Genomic DNA, 18,722 nt, shown 5'->3' on the forward strand with positions numbered 1-18,722 from the left:
GGCCAGAAGAGCCATTATGCCGAGGGCGATTTCGACCAGATGGACCGAGTGCTGTACGATCTTAAGCACACACCGTACAGTCGCCGCATCATGACCAACACGTATGTGTTTAGCGACCTGTCCGAGATGCACCTGTATCCGTGCGCGTACAGCGTGACCTATAACGTCACGCAGCGCCCGCAGGACGACAAGCCGACGCTCAACATGATTCTCAACCAGCGCAGCCAGGACATTTTGGCCGCGAACAACTGGAATGTGTGCCAGTACGCCATCTTGCTGATGATGGTTGCGCAGTCGATCGATATGATTCCCGGCGAGCTGCTGCATGTGATCGCCGACGCCCATATCTACGACCGTCATGTCGATATTGTCCGCGAACTTATCGAGCGTCCGCAGTTTGCGGCGCCTAAGGTAACGCTTAACCCCGACGTGCACGATTTCTATGCGTTTACGACCGACGACCTGATTGTGGAGGGCTACGAGCACGGTCCGCAGGTCAAGAACATTCCCATTGCGGTGTAGGTGGTGCTCATGACGTGTAAGCTATCTGCTATCGTTGCCGTGTGTGACGATTGGGGCATTGGGTGCGAGGGCGACATGGTGGTGTCCAATCGCGCCGACATGCGCCATTTTGTGGCCTGCACCAAGGGCTGCCCGGTCATCATGGGACGCAAGACGCTGCTGAGTTTTCCCGGTGGGCGTCCACTTAAGAACCGTCGCAATATCGTGCTTACCCGCGACGAGGATTTTGCTGTCGAGGGCGTCGACGTGGTGCATAGCATCGACGAGGCGCTCGCCGCGGTTGCCGATGAGCCCGTTGCCTGGGTGATCGGTGGCGGCGAGGTGTATCGGCGGTTTTTGCCGTATTGCGCCGAGGCCGAGGTCACGCACAACCATTGCACTCATGCCGTGGACACGTACTTTCCCGATTTGGACGCCGATCCCGCGTGGGAGATTGCGTGGCGTGGCGGTGTTGCCACGATTGCCTCGGGCGAGGGCGACGAGGGTGTCGATTATGAGTTCGTGACGTATCGTCGCGTTGAGGCGTAAATCGCCTGGCGTGAACGGTATTATCGGGTTGATTGAATGTATGGGGCGGCGCTTAGCGTCGCCTCGTTTGGTATAGATGTGCTGTAAAGAAGGGTGCGGGCAGGCTGCTATGACTGATGCCGTTGAGGTTCTGCGAATTGATTCGCTCGAGGACGAGCGGCTCGATGCCTACGTGCGACTGACCGAGCGTGAGCTTCGCTGCGTGCTGGAGCCGCAGAAGGGCATTTTTATCGCTGAGAGTGCCAAGGTCATCGAGCGTGCGGTTCGCGCCGGATATGAGCCGGTGAGCTTTCTTCTGGGCGAGCGCTGGCTCGACCAGATGATGCCGCTGTTTGACCAGCTTGTCGTGCGCGAGGGAGCGGGTCCGGTTCCCGTGTTCGTGGCCTCCATGGAGCTCATGGAGCAGTTGACGGGCTTTAACGTGACGCGCGGCGCGCTGGCGGCGTTCCGTCGCCCGCGTCAGATTCCGGTTGATGAGTTCTTGGGCGGCGTTGTCGAGGCGGCGGGGGGTCGTCCGGTGCGCGTGTGCGTGCTTGAGGGTATTGTCGATCACACCAATGTTGGCGCGATTTTCCGCTCGGCTGCCGCATTGAACGTTGACGGTATTTTGGTCAGCCCGACGTGCTGCGATCCACTGTATCGTCGCTCGGCCCGCGTGAGCATGGGCACCGTGTTTCAGGTGCCGTGGACGCGCATTGGCAGCGAGGCTCGTGTGTGGCCGCATGATGGTCTGAGCGCGTTGCACGATGCCGGTTTTTCGTGTGCCGCTATGGCGTTGACGGACGACTCTGTTTCGCTTGATGATCCTGTACTGCGGAAGATTGATCGCTTGGCGATTTTTATGGGCACCGAGGGTGCCGGCTTGGGCGCCAAGACCATTGCCGGCTGTGACCACGCGGTGCGCATTCCGATGGCGCACGGGGTCGATTCGCTCAACGTGGCCGCGGCGAGCGCCGTCGCCTTTTGGCAGCTGTGCCCGCACGTGAGCAATGAGTATCACTACCAGCCGGGTTTGTATCACTAGGCAGATATTTTGCACTGGGCTCTGATTCGGGGTGTTTCGGTCGACGCCGGTCGGTGCTAAGCTGGTATTTGCTTTGGTCTTAAATTGCCGTTTTGTTGTTTAACATACGTTGGCGGGGAGGGCGTGTGGCTAAGAAATCTACGGCTATCGATGTAACGCAGGGTGTCATTTGGCAACAGCTGCTGTCGCTGTGCGTTCCCATCTTTTTTAGTTCGTTTTTTCAGCAGGCCTACACGCTTATCGGTACGTATATCGTTGGCCAGTTTGGCGGCAAGCTCGCGCTGGGTGGCATTCAAGCCACGATGGTGCTCACCGAGCTCTGCATTGGCTTTTGCGTTGGCGTCGGCGCCGGCTGCGCGGTCATTACCGGTCAGTATTTTGGCCAGCACGATGATGAGCGACTGAGTCGTTCGGTCCATACAGCCATGACGCTCGCGCTGGTGGGCGGTATCGCTTTCTCGATTCTTGGCATAGTGTTCGTTGAGCCCATGCTGGTGCTTATGAACACGCCGCATGAACTATTGGCCGAGGGCGTGGCCTATGCTCGCTGTTATTTTGCCGCGATGGTTGCGGCACTGCTGCTTAATATGGGAACCGCACTGCTGCGTGCCGTGGGCGACACGCGCGGCCCCGCCGTGATCATTGCCTCTGGCTGCCTGGTTAACGTGGTGCTGGATATCATTTTTGTCGCTGTGTTGCATATGGAGGCGCTGGGCTGCGGCATCGCGGTGGCGCTGACCATTTGCTCCAATGCAACGATGATCGTGTTGCGCATGATGCGCGCTCCGGGTGCATGGCGTCTTTCGCTGTCTAAGCTCGGTATCGATCGCGGTATTTGCAAGAGTATGATCTCGTGTGGTCTGCCACTCGGTTTTCAATCGGCTGCCTATTCGATCTCGAACGTGCTGATCCAGGTATCGGTTAATTCGTTTGGCGCCGATGTCACGACTGCTTGGGGTCTATCTGGGCGCCTGGATGGCATTATCTGGATGGTGACCGAGGCGCTCGGCGTATCGATCACTACGTTCTCGGCGCAGAACTTTGGCGCGCGCAACTACGAGCGCATGCGCAAGGGCTACCATACGTCGCTCGTGCTGTCGTTTATGCTCATTGGTGGCCTGTCTGCCGTGCTGCTGGTGTTCTCGGGCCCGCTGTCGCGTTTGTTTGTCGACGATGCTTCGATTTCGGCGTACACCACGACTATCCTCCATTTCATTGCGCCGTTCTATGCGATTTTCTCGATTATCGAGAACGCCTCGGGTTCCATCCGCGGCGCCGGCGTGAGTTTGCAGCCTATGATGCTCACCATCTTTGGCACCGTTGTCTTGAGGGTGATCTGGGTGTTTGCGATCATGCCCTTCGATCCGTCGCTCGAGCATCTACTGCTGGTTTACCCCGTAACCTGGCTCATCACCGCAACCATGTTCACCATCTACCATCACAGCGGCAACTGGCTAGGTCGCGCCACCGCCTAGCTCATCCGTCAGATACCCCTGATAAGTTGCGGTGAAATAGTTCCTGAAAAGCCCTTGCGGACCGTCAAACAAGTACTATTCCACCGCAACTTCCTTATGAGCTGTAGGTGTTGGCGGAAAACGAATCAATTAGTATTCGATGCCTTGGCGGGCTAGGAGGCCTTCGTCGAAGTAGTGTTTGATGGGACGTATTTCGGTGACTAAGTCCGCGAGGTCGGCCAACGGCAGCAGCCCGCGGCCGGTGAGCACGAGTTCCGTGGTGGCGGGCTTTATCGCGATCAGCGCTTCGACATCCTCGCGTGTCACGAAGCCGCGGCGCATGGCCTCGCCGAGTTCGTCCAAAATCAGAACGTCGACCTGTGATATCTGCTCGCATGCGAGCTCCATGATCTGTGCGGCGCAAGCCTCGGGCGTGTCGCGGTCAGCTTGTACGATGCGCAGCCCCAGGCGCGGCGCGGCATCGTGTTCGGCGCAGTGCAGTTTCTTGGCAAACTGCAGCCTAAGAACGTCGAGCCCGTAGCCCGTCGCGCGCAGCGCGAGCCCCAGCGCAGCCGTCGTCTTGCCCTTGCCGTCGCCTGTATAGATTTGAACCTTGCCGACTTACAGTGATGCCATCTCTGTCCTTTCGTGCCCGGCGTCGGTTTATCGCCGTCCGGGTTGGGTATTCTAGAAAGCATTATCAACCCCAGTAGATGGAGTTCAAGCAGATGGAGATGGATGACAACAAACGTAGACGGAATATGATTCTCTACGTGCTCATCGCCTTCGTCGTCTACCTCGTGCTCTCGACCGTTCTGTTCCCCAACATCGGTCACACGCAGCAGATTACGAAGACCGATTACTCGACGTTTGTCAAAGCGCTCGATAAGAAGAGCGTCGACAAGGTCGAGTACAACACGGACGATTACTCGATTTATTACACCAAGAAGGGCGAGGACGAGAACATCGCCTACAAGACGACCGGTGTGCCGAATGACGCGGGCTTTACCGATCGCGTGCTTGAGTCTGGCGCTTCGCTGGAGTCGGTCGTTCCCGATAAAAACTCGGGTTTGATGACCTACTACCTGCTCACACTCATTCTTCCCATGGCGATTTTCTTCCTCATCGGTTGGTGGCTCAACCGCCGCATGAAGAAGGCTATGGGCGATGACGGCCCGTCGATGAACTTTGGCGGCGGCGGTTTTGGCGGCGGCGGACTGGGTAAGTCCGGCGCGCGCGTGATCGCCTCCAAGGACGTGGGCGTGACCTTTAAGGACGTCGCCGGTCAGGAAGAGGCCAAGGAGTCTCTCAAGGAGGTCGTCGACTTTCTGGAGAAGCCGCAGCGCTACGAGGAGATCGGCGCCAAGCTGCCGCGTGGTGCTCTCCTTGTTGGCCCTCCGGGTACCGGTAAGACCCTGCTTGCCAAGGCTGTTGCCGGCGAGGCCGGTGTTCCGTTCTTTAGCATTTCGGGCTCTGAGTTCGTTGAGATGTTTGTCGGTCGCGGCGCTGCTAAGGTTCGTGACCTGTTTAAGCAGGCCAAGGAAAAGGCACCGTGTATCGTCTTTATCGATGAGATCGATACCATCGGTAAGAAGCGCGATGGCGGCGGCTTTAGCGGCAACGACGAGCGCGAGCAGACGCTCAATCAGTTGCTGACCGAGATGGATGGCTTCGATAACCATAAGGGTATCGTTGTCCTTGCCGCAACCAACCGCCCCGACAGTCTCGATCCCGCTCTACTGCGCCCCGGTCGTTTTGACCGCCGCATCCCCGTCGAGCTGCCCGATCTGACCGGCCGCAAGAACATCCTCGAGCTGCATGCCAAGAGCGTGAAGACCGAGCCGCCGATCGACCTGACCGCGATTGCCCGCGCCACGCCCGGTGCCTCGGGCGCCGACCTGGCCAATATCATCAACGAGGGTGCCCTGCGCGCCGTTCGCGAGGGTCGCAAGCGTGCAACCCAGGACGACTTCGAGGAGTCGGTGGAGGTCGTCATTGCCGGCCAACAGCGTAAGTCCACGGTGCTGTCCGACCACGAGAAGCAGGTCGTTTCTTATCACGAGATCGGCCATGCCATCGTTGCCGCTCGCCAGAAGGGCTCTGCGCCGGTCACGAAGATCACCATCGTGCCGCGCACGAGCGGTGCTCTTGGTTATACCATGCAGGTCGAGGAGGACGAGCGCTTCCTGACGACGCGCCAGGAGGTCTTGGACAAGCTCGCTGTCTATTGCGGTGGCCGCGCAGCCGAGGAGCTCATCTTTGGCGAGATGACGACCGGCGCCGCCAACGACATCGAGCAGGCCACCAAGCTCGCCCGTAATATGGTGACGCGCTTTGGTATGTCCGACGAGTTTGGCATGATGGCGCTCGGTACCGTGCAGAACGCGTATCTCAATCAGGACACGTCGCTCACCTGCGCCCCCGGTACGGCCGAGCGCGTGGACGCGATTGTCGCCAAGCTGATCGAGGATGCGCACGACCGCGCTTTGCAGATTCTGAAGGAGAACAAGTTTAAGCTCCACGAGCTGGCTCGTTATCTGTATAAGAAGGAGACCATCACGGGCGAGGAGTTCATGAACCTCCTCACGCGCGAGAATCCGCTGATGCCCAAGCAGCAGTAAAGCCGCGGCCGAGCCAGTAAACGCCGACGCCCCATTTGAGCAGCTTTCTCAAATGGGGCGTTTTGCTTGAGAGGGATGGAAATGAAGATCGTGGTGAGCGCCTGCTTGATGGGCGAGAGCTGCAAGTATAACGGGCTCGACAACTACCATCGCGAGTTGGTCGAGGCCTGCGAGCGTACAGGGACCGAGGTCCTCTTGGTGTGCCCTGAGGTCTTTGGGGGCCTGCCCACGCCGCGCAAGCCGTCCGAGATTGTGAACGGAGAGGTTCGTACCTGCGAGGGCATATCGGTCGATAGCGAATTTCGCCTGGGTGCCCAACGAGCGCTCGATATGTGCGAGCAGGCGGGCGGGCCGGAAGAGATCGCCGCGTGCATCCTGCAGGACCGTAGTCCCTCGTGCGGCGCGGGTCGCATCTACGACGGAACATTCAGCGGCACCCTTACGGCGGGCAACGGCGTCTTCGTTGATTTACTGCTCCGCCACGGTTATCGCGTGATCCCGGCTAGCGAGTTCGACCCCAGCATGCTGGAGCAATAAAAAACCACCACAAAGGTGCTGCTCCCTTGTGGTGGTTTTGGCCTGGGTCTAGAGCGTGTGGCCGTAGGCGTTGGCGGCCTTGATGGCGGCGGCGAATTTTTCGTCGGTGAAGGGCTCCGGGTTGCCTTGCTTCCACTCGTTGGTGGCGTGTGCGTGCTCGCACAGGGCAGGGATATCGGTCTCGGAAAGCCCGACCTGCTCAAGCGTTACGGGCAGCCCCATCTGCTTGTTGAAGTCAGCATAGCGCTTAAGGTTCTCGGTGTCGCCCGTGTAGGCGAACAACACCAGCACGCCCAGGCTTACGACTTCGCCGTGCAGGTAGGTGCCCTCACGCGGAATGCTGCAGGTGGCGTTGTAGAACGCGTGCGCCACGCTCGAGTTGTAGTAGTAATCGTTCTGGTTGGTCAGGTTCGAGACATAGCCCGTGTTGACCACGATGTCGAGCGCGATCTGCTTGACGGCCTCGCTCGACAGATTCTGACGAACGTCCTCAAGACCCTGAACACCGTAGGTAAACAGCGGCTCGGAACAGGTGTGGGCAAGAGCCAGGCCAAGGCCGGCGGTGTGCTCCAGGTCGCCGGCGCTCGTGGCGTACTCGACTTCGGGCTGCTTGGACAGGGCGTCGCCCACGCCGGCCCAGAAGTACTCCGCCGGAGCCTCGGCGATGATCTTGGGATTGATGAAGATGTGCGCCGGTCGGTTGGGGTACGAATAGCCCTCGAGCGATCCATCGTCGTTGTAGACGACGGCAATGGCGGTCGCGGCGGAACAGTTAGAGCAAATCGTCGGCACCGTAAAGACAATCTTCTTGAGCTCGATTGCCGCTGTCTTGACGGTGTCGAGTGCCTTGCCGCCGCCACAGGCGATAAGCACGTCTGCCTGCTGGCAAGCGGGGGAGTTCACGACCTTGGCGATATTGGCGCGCGTACTGTTGGTGCCGTAGACGCGCGTCTCCAGAATCTCGACGTCGGTACCTTCAAGCGCCGCCTCGATGCCCGGCAGCGCCGCAGCTAGGGCTCGCTTGCCACCAATGATGGCGACTTTCTTCGCGCCGTACTCCGCCAGTGCGGCGGGCAGCTCGGTAAAGCAATCCTCGCCGACGGTGTAGTCGCTCATTCCGATTGTGCGCATGGCAGCCTTCTTTCGTTAGTTAAAGTGCTTTCAGGTATTTTGCTCCTAGAGAAGGCTAACGACCACGAGAAATTTCTTACGTATGAAACCAGTGTTGAGGGTTTTTCGCCGGCGCGGAACGTGCTAGCATACTCCGCATAAGCGTTGATGGGGACGAGTAGTCGGCCGTCCGCATGCCACAGAGAGCGGGGAGCGCTGAGAACCCGTGCATGCGACCGATGAAAATCACCCCGGAGCTGCGGTCCCAACGGACGTGCCGCGCAGGCACGTCTTAGTAGATATCGCCGAGATGGTCGTCGATACAGGCCAGCCGAGTAACGGATGCGAGCGCGCGAATACGCGGGCGAGGGCATCTAAGCTGGGTGGTTAAACGAAGAGCTTTTGCGGGCATACAGCCCGTTTTTGTGGCGCTTCGTCCCAGCTTGTAGGGACGGGCGCTTTTTTGGTGCCCAACGGGCGTGCGCGCCCACGACATGAAAGGGGTACCGTGGCAAACGAGTACAAGCAGACGATGAATCTGCCCAAAACCGGTTTTCCCATGCGTGCCGGTCTTTCCAAGTCCGAGCCCAAGCGACTCAAGGACTGGCAGGACAACAAGGTCTACGAGCAGGTTCTGAAGAAGAACGAGGGTCACAAGAAGTTCGTGCTGCACGACGGCCCTCCGTACGCCAACGGCCCGATCCACATCGGCCACGCCATGAACAAGATCTCCAAGGACATGATCAACCGCTACTGGATGATGCAGGGCTATGAGGTTCCCTATGTTCCCGGTTGGGACTGCCATGGCCAGCCGATCGAGCATAAGGTCGAGGAGAAGCTCGGCACCGAGAAGTTCAACCAGACCTCCACGGCTAAGATCCGTGAGCTTTGCAATAAGTTCGCTGTCGAGAACATCGAGCTGCAGAAGGCCGGCTTCCGTCGCCTGGGCGTGCTCGGCGATTGGGACAACCCCTATCTGACGCTCTATCACCAGCATGACGCCGCCGACATCGAGGTTTTCAAGGCCATGTTCGACAAGGGCATGATCTATCGCGGTCACAAGCCCGTCCACTGGTGCAAGCACTGCCATACCGCACTTGCTGAGGCCGAGATTGAGTACTCCGACGAGACGAGCCCGTCCATCTTCGTGCGCTTTGAGATGACCTCCAAGCCCGTCGGCCTCGAGAACTTCGACGGCCCGGTTGACTTTATCATCTGGACGACCACGCCGTGGACCATCCCCTCCGACCAGGCAGTTTCTCTCAAGCCCGGTGCCGCCTACGTCGCCGTTGAGCACGACGACCGCGCCGAGGTCATGCTCGAGGACCTGGCTCCCAAGTGCTGCGAGGAGTTTGGCTGGGAGTACACCCCGGTTGTGGTCGACGGCAAGCCCTATGTGGTTCCCGCCGAGACCTTCCATCACATTCACTATAAGCAGCCGATCTTTGACGGTGTTGAGGGCGTGGCACTGTTGGCCGATTACGTCGGTGTCGATGACGGTACCGGTATCGTCCACAACTCGCCCGGTCACGGCGTCGACGACTACTTCGCCTGCCTCAAGGAGGGCATCACCGACATTTGCATGCCGGTCGATGACGACGGCAAGTTCTACACCGGCGAGGAGTTTGGCACCGGCGGCCCCTTCAGCGGCATGGATACCGACGAGGCCAACCCGCACATCATCGAGTTCCTGCGCGAGCGCGGCACCCTGGTCCTCGAGAAGAAGATCACGCACAGCTATCCGCACTGCTGGCGCTGCAAGCACCCGGTGCTCTTCCGTGCTACCGACCAGTGGTTTGTCTCGATGGACAAGACCGGCTTGCGCGAGCAGGCTGGCAAAGAGGTCCGCGAGAACGTCAAGTGGTATCCGGCCCATGCCGCCAACCGCATTGGCGCCATGGTCGAGCAGCGTCCCGACTGGTGCATCAGCCGCCAGCGCAACTGGGGCGTGCCTATCCCCAGCTACACTTGCGCCGACTGCGGCGAGAAGGTCATGAACGATGCCACGCTCGACGCCGTCATCAAGCTCTTCCATGAGAAGGGCTCCGACGCCTGGTTCACCGACGCTCCCGAGAGCTACCTGGGTGAGGCCTGCGTCTGCCCCAAGTGTGGCGGCCATCACCTCAAGGCCGATAAGGACATCCTCGACGTGTGGTGGGATTCCGGCGTGTCCTGGAAGGCCGTCTGCGAGTATCGCCCCGAGCTTGAGTACCCGGCTGACGTGTATCTCGAGGGCTCCGACCAGCATCGCGGTTGGTTCCAGAGCTCGCTGCTCACTTCGGTGGGCGCCAACGGCCATGCTCCCTACAAGGCGGTCGTCTCGCAGGGCTTCACGCTCGACGGCCAGGGCCGCAAGATGTCCAAGTCGCTCGGCAACGTCATCGACCCCAATAAGGTCTGTGACGAGATGGGCGCCGACATCATCCGCCTGTGGGTTGCTTCCGTTGACACCAGCTCCGACGTGTCCATCGACCACGAGATTCTTGCCCGTACGTCCGATGCCTACCGTCGTTTCCGCAACACGCTGCGCTTCCTGCTTTCCGAGCTCGAGGGCCAGTTTGAGCCTGAGACCGACGGTGTCGCCTTTGCCGACCTGCTGCCGCTCGACAAGCTCATGGTTGCCCGTCTGACCCAGGTTCAGGCCGAGGTCGACGACGCTTACTCTTGCTACGAGTTCTCGCGCGCTTACCGTGCGCTTTATGACTTCGTGGTTACCGAGCTTTCCAACGTGTACCTCGACGCCCTGAAGGACCGCCTGTACTGCGACAAGCCTGGCTCGCTCGAGCGCCGCAGCGCCCAGACCGTGCTGGCCGAGCTCTTCTCGATGCTCATGCGCGATCTGCAGCCGATTTTGTCCTACACCGTCGACGAGGCCATGGCCTACGCGCCTGCCGGCTGCGTCGACCACCAGAAGTACGCCGCGCTGCTCGATTGGTATAAGTCGCCTATCACGGTCGACGAGGCCAATGAGTTCGAGGGCGTGCTCGAGGCTTCACTCGAGCTCCGTAGCGCCGTGACCAAGGCCCTTGAGGATGCCCGCTCCGTCGGCACCTTCACTAAGAGCCAGCAGGTCCGCGTCAAGGCGGTCGTTCCCGCCGAGATGTACGCGCTGCTGACCGGCGACAAGGCGGTCGACCTGGCCGAGTTCTACATCGTTTCCGATGTTGAGCTGACCCAGGGCGAGGAGCTCTCCGTTGCCATCGAGGCTGCCGAGGGCGAGTGCTGCGACCGTTGCTGGAATTACCGCACCACCGTCGGCGAGTACAACGGTCACGCACATATCTGCAAGCGCTGCGCTGACGCGCTGTAGGTTACGGCGTTCGTAGAACGCCGTAACCTACCGACGCTGCAAACGCTCCTAAGCGGCAATCTGACGTTCAATCGTCGGTCGCGTACCAAAGTACGCTTCCCTCCTCTTTCACGTCACCTTGCTCGCTTAGGGACGTTTTCGCTGTTGGTGACGGCAACGCGGCTTTTCCATTGTTGGAACTAGAGCCTTCTCTTTCGACCTGTGCTCTTAGTCGAAAGCTATTTAGCGACATTCCGTTATTCGGAATGTCGCTTTTGTTTTGTGCTGGTTATTTCGCTTGCGTTGGTGGATATGTCGTGCGCTCTGCGTATGGCAATATAAGATGGTTAATTGCGTTCAACGGAATTCGATTGTTCTGATGGTAGGGGATTTCTTTGGGTCGTTCTGCGGATATGACGCCGCCTTTGCGTTGGCGGTTGGGTGTTGCTGGTGGCGTGGCGTTGGCCGTGCTGCTTGTTGACCAGCTGACCAAGCTTGCGGTTCGGGCCGTGGGCGATGCGCTGCATGTGACTGTCATCCCCGGTGTGATCGACTTTATGTTTGTCCGCAATATCGGCGCTGCCTTTAGTATGGGTGAGGGGCATGGCATCGCGTTTGCCGTGCTGGCGTTGGCGGTCATTATCGCTATTGCCGTGTACCTCGTTCGTGCGCCCCGGCTCGCCCATCTTGAGGTTGTGGGCATGGCGATGGTTGCGGGCGGTGCTATCGGCAACGCTATCGATCGTTTGGCCTTTGGCTTCGTGACCGATTTTATTGCCACCACCTTCATCGACTTCCCCGTCTTCAATGTGGCCGATATTGGCATTACCTTGGGCGTCGTGCTCGCCCTCTTCGGCTACATGTTCTTGAGCCCTGCGGCCCGCGAGGTCGATGCGACCGCCGAGCTCAACGCCCGTGACGAGGCCCGTGCCAAGCGCAAGGCCCAGCAGCGTGGGGAGCGTGCCCGCAAGATTCGCGAAAGGAATGAGCGCTAATGGCCGACATCCATATTCTTGTTGCCGACGATGCCGCTGGTCAGCGCCTTGATGCCTATCTGGGCGCCAACGACGGCTGCCCCACGCGCTCTGCCTGCGCGCATCTGATCGAGGGAGGCGCCGTTGCCGTCAATGGCGAGACCTGCCTGTCCAAAAAGTATGCCGTGCGCGCCGGCGATCGTATTTCGGTCGATTTGCCCGAGCTGCACGATCCCACCGATGTGATTCCCGAGGCCATCCCGCTCGACATTCGCTATGAGGACGACTACCTTATCGTGCTCTCCAAGCAGCGCGGCCTGGTGTGCCATCCTGCACATGGTCATGAGAGCGGTACGCTCGCGAATGCCCTGGTCTATCACTGCGGTATCGACCATCTGGGCACCGTGCAGGGCGAGGACCGCCCCGGCATCGTGCATCGTTTGGATCGCGATACCTCGGGTCTCATGCTTGCGGCAAAGGACGACGACACCCAGCGCGCGCTCCAAAATCTCATCCGCACGCGTACGCTCGATCGTCGTTATATCACGCTCGTTCACGGTCATATCGCTATGGATGAGGGCACCATTAACACCGGCATTGCGCGTTCTACGCGCGACCGTGTCAAGATGGCGGTTTCGGACGACCCTTTCGCGCGCCAGGCCATTACGACCTTTAAGGTCCTCGAGCGCTTCGATTCCACGCGTTTTGACGACGGCTATACGCTCGTCGAGTGCCATCTGTTTACGGGCCGCACACATCAGATTCGTGTGCATATGCGCCATATCAACCACGCCTGCGTGGGCGATCCACTCTACGGCAAGTGCGATGCACGCGCCGATCAGGGTCTGACCAGGCAATTCCTTCATTCCTGGCGCGTCGCATTCGACCATCCCGTGACGGGGGAGCGTATTGAGTGCCGCGATGAGCTGCCGTGGGATCTCGCTGCGGTTCTTGACGACCTGGCCCCGCGCTCGATTGGCCGCACCGCCGCCGGCGACGACATCGTCCCGCAGCTTGGCCTTCTCGAAGCCTAGCCGGTATTAGGTGGTTTCTTGAACTCGGTAAGCCTGCGGTAAGATATACGATTGTTTACGTAATGCGTTCCTGGGAGCCTGCATGCTCGCCTTTTTACAAACCAACACACCCATCGTGATTTTCAACCAGATTGTCGTCACGCTGCTCACGGTCTGCTTTCTGTACCAGGTGGTCTTCTTTGTCATCGGTGCTCTTCGTGGCGAGGTCGCGCCTCCCAAGGCCAAAAAACTCCACCGCTATGCCTTCTTTATCGCGGCGCATAACGAGGAAGCCGTGATCGCCAACCTCGTACGCTCCATCAAGGACCAGGATTATCCGTCCGAGCTCATCGAGGTCTTCGTGGTCGCCGATGCCTGCACCGACAACACGGCGCAGCTTGCGCGCGAGGCCGGTGCTATTGTTTATGAGCGCAATGACCTGGCCCGTAAGGGCAAGAGCTGGGTCATGGACTTTGGTTTCGATCGCATTCTCAACGAGTATCCCGACACGTTTGAGGGTTACTTTATCTTCGATGCCGACAACGTTATCTCCCGCGATTACGTGTCTAAGATGAACGATGCCTTTGACCAGGGCTTCCATGTGGTCACGAGCTATCGCAATTCCAAGAACTTCGGCAGCTCGTGGATCTCGGCAGCTAATGCCACTTGGTACCTGCGCGAGGCGCGCTTCCTCAACAACGCGCGTAATATCTGCAAGACGTCCTGCGCTGTCTCGGGTTCGGGCTATCTCATCTCCGCCAGCGTTATCGAGGGCATGCACGGCTGGCAGTTCCATACGCTGACCGAGGATATCCAGTTCACCACGTTCTGCGCCATTCACGGCATTCGCATTGGCTATGCGCCGGCGGAGTTCTTTGACGAACAGCCCGTGACGTTTAAGGCGTCCTGGAAACAGCGCATGCGTTGGACCAAGGGCTTCTACCAGGTGTTCTTTACCTACGGTAAGCACCTGGTCAAGTCGACGTTCCGCTATCATCGCTTTGCTGCCTACGACATGTTTATGACCATCGCTCCGGGCATGCTGCTGTCCCTGATCTCCATGCTCGCCAACGCGACCTTCCTCATCGTGGGCGGACTTTCGCATGGCTTCTTGGCCACCGAGGTCGAGATGCAGGCTTGTGCCGCCTCGCTCATTATGACCTTCGCGATGATGTACCAGACCTTCTTTATCCTGGCGCTACTCACCACCATCTTCGAGTACAAGCATATTCACTGCGCGCAAAAGTGGCGTTTGGTGACCAACCTATTTACCTTCCCGATCTTTATGTTCAGCTATATTCCCATCACGGTGGCGGCCCTGTTCCTAAAGGTCGACTGGGTCCCGACGCAGCACGCCGTCAACGTTACCCTCGACGAGGTCATGCAAGGCGCCAAATAACCACCACCAAAACCACCACAAAGGGGACAGGCACTTTTGTGGTGGTTTTTGCTTTCGAGTAGCTGCCCAAGGAGGTGCACGATGCCCTACATCCCATTTTGGATTTGCATCTTTGCCGGTGCTTTGGTTGATGCCCGTGAGCGACGGTTTCCCAATGAGCTTGCCGGCGTGTGTGCGGTGGCGGCGTTGGCAGGCGTCTGGCTCGACAAGGGCGTTACCACGGCGCTTGACCACGCCGGTCTTGCGGTCATCGTCTACCTTGCCCTTGTGCTCACTGAGTCGCTCTGGCGGCGCCTTCGCCACGCCCCCGGCATCGGCATGGGGGACGTCAAGGCGCTCTTCGCGCTTTGCACGCTTGACCCTCTGGGCGGCATCGTGGCATTTGCCGTCGCGCTCCTGGTCCTTGCCCTCTCCTGCCTCTTCACAAAATCGCGCTCCCTGCCATTGCTCCCGTTTTTGGTGCCGATTTTTGCCATAATCGAGTGCGTGGGTAGTACGGTGTAACCGTTTGCGCGCCCTTTTTAAGGAGCATGCCATGGCAATTAATCAAGAAACAGCCGCCATCAAGGCGCGCATGGATCGCATTCCCGCGGCGTTGTCGCCCGATCTGGTCGAGCGTATTGCCGCCGACCGCGCCTCGGGTGTCGTCAACCCGTATCGTTGCAACGACGATCAGGTCATTCGTCGTATTGATCGCGCTGCCGACAAAGGCACGCTCATGCGTCCGGCATTTATGCGCGATACCGAAAAGATACTTCATCTTCCGTCGTACACCCGTTATGCAGGTAAAACGCAGGTCTTTAGCTTCCGTAGCAATGACGATCTGTCACGCCGCGGTTTGCACGTGCAGCTTGTCTCCCGCATTGCGCGCGATATCGGTCGCGCCTTGGGGCTCAATTGCGATTTGATCGAGGCGATTGGCCTGGGTCACGACTTGGGACACACGCCTTTCGGCCATGCCGGCGAGCGCTTCCTCAACGATATCTATCATGAGCGTACGGGGCGTTATTTTTTCCATAACGTGCAGTCGGTCCGAGTGCTCGACACGCTGTATGGCCGCAACGTGTCGCTCCAGACGCTTGACGGCGTGCTATGCCATAACGGCGAGTACGAGCAGCGTGTGTTTGAGCTCTCGGACATGAGTTCTTTTGACCAGTTTGACCAGACGGTTGAGGATTGCATTGCCACGGGCTATAGCGCAATTGAGCATCTGCGTCCTATGACGCTCGAAGGCTGCGTCGTTCGCATCTCGGATATTCTTGCCTACGTCGGTCGCGACCGCCAGGATGCGATCGCGGCTGGCCTGCTTTCGCCCGACGCTTTTGATGATGGCCGGGGCGGTGCCTACAACAGTTGGATCCTCACGCACGCTTCCATCGATATCGTTGAGCACAGCTATGGTAAGCCGCGCATCGAGATGAGCGAGGACCTGTTTGAGGAAATCCGCCGAGCCAAGCGCGAGAACTACGAGAAGATCTATAGCAAGGGTGGTATCGAAGGCGATTCCGAGGTGGAGCTGCGTGAGGCGTTCGAAAAGCTCTACGACCGTTGCCTGCGGGATCTAAACAGTGGTGACGAGTCCTCGTACATCTTTAAGCACCATATTTCGCGCATCGAGCAGCAGCTTTCCTACTACGATCGCGCCTATGCCTGGCAGAATGATAAGGACCAGGCGGTCGTGGATTACATTGCGAGCATGACGGACGGTTATTTCTGCGAGCTCACGAGCAAGCTGTTTCCGGGATTGAAGTTTCCGCACCGTACCTATATTAACGAACGGTAGTTCGTATCTATTAGGTATACTGTTAGTGGATAACTTTTTTGATTGATGCACGGGATGGCTATGGACGACCTTTTTTCTGCTTCGACGCGCGAGCGTTCCTTTCAGAATGCGCCGCTTGCGGTGCGCATGCGCCCCAATTCGCTCGACGAGTATGTGGGCCAGCAAAAGGCCGTCGGTAAGGGCTCATGGTTGCGTGCCGCGATCGAGCACGATGTGCTTTCGAGCGTGATACTGTACGGGCCGGCCGGTACGGGCAAGACGACGCTGGCCCACATTATCGCCAACCATACCAAGAGTGAGTTTGTCGAGGTCAGCGCCGTCACGGGTACCGTGAAGGACCTGCGTCGCGTGATCGACGAGGCAAAGACGCGTCTGAATACGTACGACCGTCGCACCATCCTGTTTATCGACGAGATTCATCGCTTTTCGAAGTCACAGCAGGATGCATTGCTGCATGCGGTTGAGAACCGTACCGTCATTATGATTGGTGCCACGACGGAGAACCCGTACTTCGAGGTCAACTCGGCGTTGCTCTCGCGTGGTCGTGTGGTGGAACTTGAACACCTTAAGGACGAGGACATAGCCACGCTGATCGAGCGTGCGCTCGAGGCTCCGCATGGCCTGAACGGTAAGTTCTCGGCCGATGAGGATACGGTCAAGACCATTTGTACGCTGGCCGCGGGTGATGCACGCTCGGCCCTGACGACACTTGAGCTGGCGAGCGAGATTGCCGTCACGCGTCCCGATACCGAGGGAACGCCAGCGCCGTCGGCGGGGGAGCGCTATCCCATCACCGTGGATGACGTAAAGATTGCCAACCCGCGTCGCGGCTTTACGTATGACAAAAACGGTGACATGCACTACGACATCATCAGTGCGTTCATCAAGTCCATGCGCGGTAGCGACCCCGATGCCACGGTCTACTGGCTTGCGCGCATGATCGATGCAGGGGAGGATCCTAAGTTTATCGCCCGTCGCATTATGATTCATGCCTCTGAGGACGTTGGCAACGCTGACCCGCAGGCGCTTCTTATAGCGCATGCTGCGTTTAAATCTGCCGAGGTTATTGGCTATCCCGAGTGCCGTATTAACCTCGCGCAGGCTGCGCTCTATGTTTGTTTGGCGCCTAAGTCCAATGCGTGTGAGGCTTCGATCGATGCGGCGCTGGCCGATATCCATTCTAGTGGGCTTCGCGAGGTGCCTAGTTATCTGCGCGATCGCCATCGCCCGGGCAGCGATGATTACGGTGTGTATAAGTATCCACATGATTATCCCGAAGGCTGGGTCGATCAGCGCTATTTGCCCGAGGGACTGGAGCGCGGCGCGTTCTGGCAGCCTGCTGGCCGCGGTTGGGAAGAATGGCGCGTAGAGCAAAGCGAACGCGACCGCAGCGGGAATGCACCGAAGTAGCTGCTGATAATTTTGTTCCACGTTGCTGCTCTTGGCATGTTCGGTCCCCTTTGGGGTACCATGGGAACCGTCTGTATTTCGATTCCTTTGGGAGGCTTGTATGAGTCCCATTCAAATCGCCTTGCTGTTGCTCGCCGTTGCCGGCGTGTGGGCTATCGTTGAGCTCGCGCTTACCCTGCGCAAGACCCGCACCGTTGTCGACTCGCTCGATAAGACCGTGAACGACCTCAACAACACCATCGCCGAGGCTCAGCCTGTGGTGGCAAAGCTCGATGGCGCTGTCGATGAGCTTACGCCGGCGCTTGCCCAGATGGAGCCGCTGCTTAAGTCGAGCAAGACCGCGGTCGATGCCTTGACGTCCAACCTTGTTGAGGTTGAGGCCGTCGTTCGCGACATTTCCGAGGTCACGGGCAGTGTGGCCGAGGCCAGCAGCGCCGTGTCGAGCGTGACTGATTCTGCCGCCGGTGCTGTGCAGAAGCTCTTCAATAAGGTGAAGGCTCCTGCAGCCGACGCCGATCGCAAGCTCGCCGCTGCCGCTGCGGAGGCCGAGCAGCCTACCGAGCGCGTCCTAATTGGCGAGGACGAGGCCGCCGCGGGCGACGATGATGGTCAGAAGTCTGTATCCAAGCCGGCTCAGTATTACACCTATACGCCCGCCGAGACCTCTGAGGAGTCCTGCGATGAGTAGCGAAGCAACCTGCCCTATCACGCTGACCGTTGCCGGTGACCCGCGTCTCGCTCGCCTTGTGCGCATGACGGCAGCCAACGTTGGTGCCCTGTGCTCTATGTCTGTCGATCGCATTGAGGACATCCGCATGGCTGCCGAGGAGGCTTTCATCTTTGGTTGCACCGCGGTCGACTGCGATGACATCACCATCAAATTCGATGTCGATGAGACCCACGTTGGCATGACTATTACCTTTGGCGACCAGGCTACGGTCGATGAAGACGACCAGGCTGCGGTGTATGCCGAGCTCATCCTCGCGAGCGTGTGCGACTCCTACGAAAAGACTGCGGCGCCCCTGACGCTTTCCCTCGACCTCAAGGCGGATATTTAA

At 58.9% G+C, this 18,722-nt stretch carries 17 protein-coding genes; 15 read left to right on the forward strand and 2 right to left on the reverse strand.

Features of this window, described 5'->3' with window-relative positions; translation table 11 throughout:
• The 4 genes from thyA to AB5758_RS07960 all read left to right on the forward strand — a co-directional run.
• Nucleotides 1–522 (forward strand): thymidylate synthase (thyA, locus tag AB5758_RS07945; protein WP_368155482.1); only part of this gene is annotated, 522 nt, incomplete at its 5' end.
• A gap of 9 nt (nucleotides 523–531) precedes the next feature.
• Nucleotides 532–1,050, forward strand: coding sequence for a dihydrofolate reductase (locus AB5758_RS07950; RefSeq protein ID WP_138112395.1), 519 nt, complete (start codon nucleotides 532–534; stop codon nucleotides 1,048–1,050).
• 109 nt (nucleotides 1,051–1,159) lie between these two features.
• Complete coding sequence (locus AB5758_RS07955) at nucleotides 1,160–2,074, forward strand: TrmH family RNA methyltransferase (protein ID WP_138112397.1); 915 nt, start codon at nucleotides 1,160–1,162, stop codon at nucleotides 2,072–2,074.
• A gap of 125 nt (nucleotides 2,075–2,199) precedes the next feature.
• Nucleotides 2,200–3,549, forward strand: coding sequence for an MATE family efflux transporter (locus tag AB5758_RS07960; protein ID WP_195544370.1), 1,350 nt, complete (start codon nucleotides 2,200–2,202; stop codon nucleotides 3,547–3,549).
• Between the two features lie 129 nt (nucleotides 3,550–3,678).
• On the opposite strand, the gene AB5758_RS07965 is transcribed toward AB5758_RS07960, so the two are convergent.
• Complete coding sequence (locus AB5758_RS07965) at nucleotides 3,679–4,134, reverse strand: cob(I)yrinic acid a,c-diamide adenosyltransferase (protein ID WP_138112399.1); 456 nt, start codon at nucleotides 4,132–4,134, stop codon at nucleotides 3,679–3,681.
• A 122-nt stretch (nucleotides 4,135–4,256) separates the two neighbouring features.
• Between AB5758_RS07965 and ftsH the strand changes: the two genes are divergently transcribed.
• The gene (gene ftsH / locus AB5758_RS07970) at nucleotides 4,257–6,149 is read left to right on the forward strand and encodes an ATP-dependent zinc metalloprotease FtsH (RefSeq protein ID WP_171021520.1); all 1,893 of its coding nucleotides are present in this window, start codon (nucleotides 4,257–4,259) and stop codon (nucleotides 6,147–6,149) included.
• A gap of 81 nt (nucleotides 6,150–6,230) precedes the next feature.
• On the forward strand, nucleotides 6,231–6,686 hold the full coding sequence (locus AB5758_RS07975; RefSeq protein ID WP_368141614.1) for a 2-thiouracil desulfurase family protein: 456 nt from the start codon (nucleotides 6,231–6,233) through the stop codon (nucleotides 6,684–6,686).
• Nucleotides 6,687–6,734: 48 nt separating this feature from the next.
• Here AB5758_RS07975 and AB5758_RS07980 read toward each other — a convergent pair whose 3' ends face one another.
• A complete protein-coding gene (locus AB5758_RS07980; protein ID WP_138112403.1) occupies nucleotides 6,735–7,817 on the reverse strand; it encodes an iron-containing alcohol dehydrogenase family protein in 1,083 nt (360 codons plus the stop codon).
• Nucleotides 7,818–8,328: 511 nt separating this feature from the next.
• On the opposite strand from AB5758_RS07980, the gene ileS reads away from it, so the two are divergent.
• The 9 genes from ileS to AB5758_RS08025 all read left to right on the forward strand — a co-directional run bounded on the left by ileS (nucleotide 8,329) and on the right by AB5758_RS08025 (nucleotide 18,722).
• Nucleotides 8,329–11,106 (forward strand): isoleucine--tRNA ligase, encoded by a 2,778-nt coding sequence (gene ileS / locus AB5758_RS07985; protein ID WP_438266100.1) that lies wholly within the window; start codon nucleotides 8,329–8,331, stop codon nucleotides 11,104–11,106.
• A gap of 374 nt (nucleotides 11,107–11,480) precedes the next feature.
• Nucleotides 11,481–12,080 (forward strand): signal peptidase II, encoded by a 600-nt coding sequence (gene lspA / locus AB5758_RS07990; RefSeq protein ID WP_254668700.1) that lies wholly within the window; start codon nucleotides 11,481–11,483, stop codon nucleotides 12,078–12,080.
• Entirely contained in the window at nucleotides 12,080–13,093 is a 1,014-nt protein-coding gene (locus tag AB5758_RS07995) for an RluA family pseudouridine synthase (protein ID WP_138112407.1), read from the forward strand. Before lspA ends, AB5758_RS07995 begins: the two co-directional genes overlap by 1 nt.
• Before the next feature lie 82 nt (nucleotides 13,094–13,175).
• Nucleotides 13,176–14,471, forward strand: coding sequence for a glycosyltransferase family 2 protein (locus AB5758_RS08000; RefSeq protein WP_022094595.1), 1,296 nt, complete (start codon nucleotides 13,176–13,178; stop codon nucleotides 14,469–14,471).
• An 81-nt stretch (nucleotides 14,472–14,552) separates the two neighbouring features.
• Nucleotides 14,553–14,975, forward strand: coding sequence for a prepilin peptidase (locus tag AB5758_RS08005; RefSeq protein ID WP_368141612.1), 423 nt, complete (start codon nucleotides 14,553–14,555; stop codon nucleotides 14,973–14,975).
• A 31-nt stretch (nucleotides 14,976–15,006) separates the two neighbouring features.
• Complete coding sequence (locus AB5758_RS08010) at nucleotides 15,007–16,254, forward strand: deoxyguanosinetriphosphate triphosphohydrolase family protein (protein ID WP_368141611.1); 1,248 nt, start codon at nucleotides 15,007–15,009, stop codon at nucleotides 16,252–16,254.
• Nucleotides 16,255–16,314: 60 nt separating this feature from the next.
• Complete coding sequence (locus AB5758_RS08015; protein ID WP_368141610.1) at nucleotides 16,315–17,664, forward strand: replication-associated recombination protein A; 1,350 nt, start codon at nucleotides 16,315–16,317, stop codon at nucleotides 17,662–17,664.
• Between the two features lie 100 nt (nucleotides 17,665–17,764).
• A complete protein-coding gene (locus tag AB5758_RS08020; RefSeq protein WP_138112415.1) occupies nucleotides 17,765–18,352 on the forward strand; it encodes a hypothetical protein in 588 nt (195 codons plus the stop codon).
• Complete coding sequence (locus AB5758_RS08025; RefSeq protein ID WP_117746030.1) at nucleotides 18,345–18,722, forward strand: ATP-binding protein; 378 nt, start codon at nucleotides 18,345–18,347, stop codon at nucleotides 18,720–18,722. The genes AB5758_RS08020 and AB5758_RS08025 overlap by 8 nt, the downstream gene beginning before the upstream one ends.

This window comes from Collinsella aerofaciens (assembly GCF_040926405.1).
Taxonomy (GTDB): domain Bacteria; phylum Actinomycetota; class Coriobacteriia; order Coriobacteriales; family Coriobacteriaceae; genus Collinsella.

Coding starts and splice junctions, on each gene's coding strand:
- AB5758_RS07950 (WP_138112395.1), top strand. CDS start 532: ATGACGTGTAAGCTATCTGCTATCGTTGCCGTGTGTGACGATTGGGGC.
- AB5758_RS07955 (WP_138112397.1), top strand. CDS start 1,160: ATGACTGATGCCGTTGAGGTTCTGCGAATTGATTCGCTCGAGGACGAG.
- ftsH (WP_171021520.1), top strand. CDS start 4,257: ATGGAGATGGATGACAACAAACGTAGACGGAATATGATTCTCTACGTG.
- AB5758_RS07975 (WP_368141614.1), top strand. CDS start 6,231: ATGAAGATCGTGGTGAGCGCCTGCTTGATGGGCGAGAGCTGCAAGTAT.
- AB5758_RS07980 (WP_138112403.1), bottom strand. CDS start 7,817: ATGCGCACAATCGGAATGAGCGACTACACCGTCGGCGAGGATTGCTTT.
- ileS (WP_438266100.1), top strand. CDS start 8,329: ATGAATCTGCCCAAAACCGGTTTTCCCATGCGTGCCGGTCTTTCCAAG.
- AB5758_RS07995 (WP_138112407.1), top strand. CDS start 12,080: ATGGCCGACATCCATATTCTTGTTGCCGACGATGCCGCTGGTCAGCGC.
- AB5758_RS08000 (WP_022094595.1), top strand. CDS start 13,176: ATGCTCGCCTTTTTACAAACCAACACACCCATCGTGATTTTCAACCAG.
- AB5758_RS08005 (WP_368141612.1), top strand. CDS start 14,553: ATGCCCTACATCCCATTTTGGATTTGCATCTTTGCCGGTGCTTTGGTT.
- AB5758_RS08010 (WP_368141611.1), top strand. CDS start 15,007: ATGGCAATTAATCAAGAAACAGCCGCCATCAAGGCGCGCATGGATCGC.
- AB5758_RS08015 (WP_368141610.1), top strand. CDS start 16,315: ATGGACGACCTTTTTTCTGCTTCGACGCGCGAGCGTTCCTTTCAGAAT.
- AB5758_RS08020 (WP_138112415.1), top strand. CDS start 17,765: ATGAGTCCCATTCAAATCGCCTTGCTGTTGCTCGCCGTTGCCGGCGTG.
- AB5758_RS08025 (WP_117746030.1), top strand. CDS start 18,345: ATGAGTAGCGAAGCAACCTGCCCTATCACGCTGACCGTTGCCGGTGAC.